This window comes from Actinomyces sp. HMSC065F12 (assembly GCF_001814535.1).
In the GTDB taxonomy this organism is placed as follows: domain Bacteria; phylum Actinomycetota; class Actinomycetes; order Actinomycetales; family Actinomycetaceae; genus Pauljensenia; species Pauljensenia radingae_A.
In genome coordinates, this window is record NZ_KV816950.1 from 1 (window position 1) to 3,144 (window position 3,144).

Sequence of the window (3,144 nt, forward strand, 5' to 3'; positions counted from 1 at the left end):
CCACTTTCGCGCTCAAAATATGTAAGGTACGCCGCTGTCTAGTGAATGACATCTGCATCTTGATACGATTGGATGCATGAGTCGTTGGGTCGGAAGAGTGTCCGCGCTATTGCAGTGGATCGCTGTCCTTGCGGCGTACGGTCTGCTCGCTTTGTGTGTTCTTCTCCCCAATACTGGTGTCTATTCTGGAACACCTGTCGTGATCTTCGGCAAACCCATCAACGTGCTGTGGGCAATTGTTTGTCTGTGCCTGTGTGCAACGGCAATGTCAGTTTGCCTGATGGTGCGCCTCATCAGGAATGAACACACAACAGGCAACACATCCAAGCGTTTCTTGGCTCTTTTACCCCTGGGACCGATCATCATATATCTGTTCCTGGCTCTTGGATTCCTGATCGTTATGGCCGATTACCGGTACGTCCCCTCGTCAGGGGAAAGCGAAGAGTGCCGCGTGATCTACTCGATACATTCAGGAGCTACTGACAACGAATCTGGAAGGTTCTTTATCTCCCGTTCTGTATGGGGAATCCCAACCCCGACTGCATACGCATGGTCACGCAATGGTGCTGATAGTGTGCCTGACCGTGAGTGGGAGGTGGCCTGGAAGTCCGGCGTCGGAACACTGGTAACCCATGGCAACATAGGGATCGAGCCCGACACCGAACTTCCAGCACGCTTCACATGCTCACACTAGACAGTTTCCCCTAGCTTCTCGGCGTACAGAGCAGCGAGCCTGTCAGACTCATCTTTGTCAGGTAGACGATCAGCATGAGAAGCCCAGGTCAAAGGTCCGCCCAGAAGTGGGACTGTGGTGCCCCGGTAGTCGTTGATGAGATCCCAGAAAGCGGCACGTACATTGTCGACAGATCCACCAAAACGATTCTGGTAAAACTCGAATGCGCGGATTTTTGCAGGCATGGAGCGCAGATTGGTGAGCGCATCAGAGAGTTTCTCAGATCCACGCCAGTAGGAGTGTGCCAGCAAGAAGGCATCCGCATCCGCCAGCAAATCCTCATCGGAAAAACCCCACGTATCCGCTGGAACACCAAGATGCCGTGACATCCACGACTCCATGGTGTCTGTTGTGCCTGATCTCAAAAACGCTCCCCAGATTTGCAGGAGATCCAGTGCCCAGCCCCCCAAATCGCCGTTGCCGCACTTATTCAACGGGATATCGGATCCATATAGGTGATAGCCAAGATAAGTGGCTGCGAAGTGAGCTAGGTCTTCCGAAGTGAGTTGTGTTCGGATATCGGCATTCATACTGGAACAAATGTTTTCGACCGTCGCTCTGTAGGTGGTGTCGTCTTCAGGCGTGTATGTCCTCCACATAGCTCCCTTCAGGTATCCATCTGACCAGTACTTTGGTTTCCTTAACCATCCAAGGGCGTACATACCCGCTTCTCGTGGCGGAGCAGACTGGGCAAAGTTCGAAGAATAATAGCTGTCATACCTGTCTTCCACTGTGCGGATCCACCGAGCAAAGCTATCTGCAATTTGGCTACTTCCACCTGAATTCGCAGTACGTACGGTGGAACAGGCTGGAATACGTCGAGAGTAAGCCACTCGGTCGAGGTCCCATTTGTTGTGGTATCCGCTGATCTCGTGGAACTGGTCGAACGCCCAGTTGTTTGGGATGGGGAATCCGAGGTTACCGGAGAACCCGGTGGACATGTCGGAGACAAACGAAGCCACGCTGTAGCCTGCCTCAGCGACCCTGGTGCAGATGTTTCGTGAGGCGTAGATACCAACACGGTACCCACCACCCAGATTCTGGGTCACGGCCTTGAAGTACGGCAGGATGTTGCTGGTGACTTCAGGGTCGGTCGCGTCGTAGTCCACCGCGAAGTAAATAACGGTGGCTGGAATCCCAAGGCGCTGGGCGGCTGCTTGTGCTTCCTGCGCGTGACGTTCCCCAGTGTCAGCGGTGAAGTGGGAGAGCTTGGTGGAGTATTCCTGAAAGATCGGGAAGTACTGCAAGCCATGACTAACAATGCGTTTAAGCTCGCCGGTGCGGATTGCTTTGAAATAGTCCTTCTCGGCGATGCCTTCCTGACCGGGTTCCGTGAGGTAACGGCCAACAATCTTGTACCCGTCTGTTTTGAGATGCTCCGCGAGTTCGTCAGTGATCTCGAAGCGGGTGTCACACGCGACACACGCGCGGTTCGGGTCACCTTTAGAGGTCAGCAGGCTCATCCACGTGGTCGGATCCACCACGCCAGTAACAGGTAGGGCATAAGCGTTTTGGAATGTGCGCAACTGAGAAGCAAGACCAGAGTCCCAGGTGCTTGTTACTGAGCTGGCATGCCCGTTACACACCAGGGCAGCACTCGCCAGCCACACCCAATCACCACTACCCGAACTGATTGTTTGCAGACGGCTACGAGTGCCGTTACCGAAGTTACCGGTCGCCTCAGCGGCGGTGAAGCCTTCCAGTTTCTGTAGCACCTGGATAAGCCCGGTGTTCATCTCTCGCCCGTACAAGCCATCAGTAGGCAAAATCCCGGTGTAGGCCTTGTGTTTACGGTTGATTGTCTGCTGGATCGAACGGATAGAGGATTTGCCACCATAGTCCGATAAGAGTTTGAACTGTTTCATCGACAGCAGCGCCATCATCAGTTCCAGATCAATCGTCGAGCTCGACCCGCCGATACCAATATCGCTTTTAAGCTTCACGATCGAGCTCGCCACGTTGTCAGTGAACTTGGTGGTGATACCGCCATACTCAGCCGAATACCCCTTACACCACAGCGCGCCCTGGATAATGCCATGCACGTTCGCGCTCTTGTCATTCTTAGCAATACCGCTTGGCCATTTCGCTTTGAACTTTGCTTGCGTGCCCGACCCGAAGTTATTCGCTGTCGCGGTGATCCCAAGCTCGATCTGCAACGCACGAATCAGGGCGTTGACCGTATTCCAACCGGTCTGCCCGTCCTCACTGACCGAACCAAACCCGGTCCGATTCTTGTAGGTAGCGTTAAGCCACTGCTGGGTCATAAGGACCATTTCGTCTGCCATGATTCCTCCTTCAAGAAATCGTTGTGTTGGAAAAAGGGGCAAGGAATTTTTCCTGCCCGTAGTAAGGGCTTCGAGGCGGCAGGTTTCATAACTGAAGTGTCCCAGGTTTTGTTCCGTTTGAGTAGA

The 3,144-nt window shown here is 53.7% G+C and carries 2 protein-coding genes; one reads left to right on the top strand and one right to left on the bottom strand.

The window, feature by feature from the left end:
• Positions 1–76 precede the first annotated feature (76 nt).
• On the top strand, positions 77–694 hold the full coding sequence (locus HMPREF2975_RS02325) for a hypothetical protein (protein ID WP_141757255.1): 618 nt from the start codon (positions 77–79) through the stop codon (positions 692–694).
• Here HMPREF2975_RS02325 and HMPREF2975_RS02330 read toward each other — a convergent pair.
• The gene (locus HMPREF2975_RS02330; RefSeq protein ID WP_070725530.1) at positions 691–3,018 is read right to left on the bottom strand and encodes a glycoside hydrolase domain-containing protein; all 2,328 of its coding nucleotides are present in this window, start codon (positions 3,016–3,018) and stop codon (positions 691–693) included. The genes HMPREF2975_RS02325 and HMPREF2975_RS02330 overlap by 4 nt on opposite strands.
• Positions 3,019–3,144 lie beyond the last annotated feature (126 nt).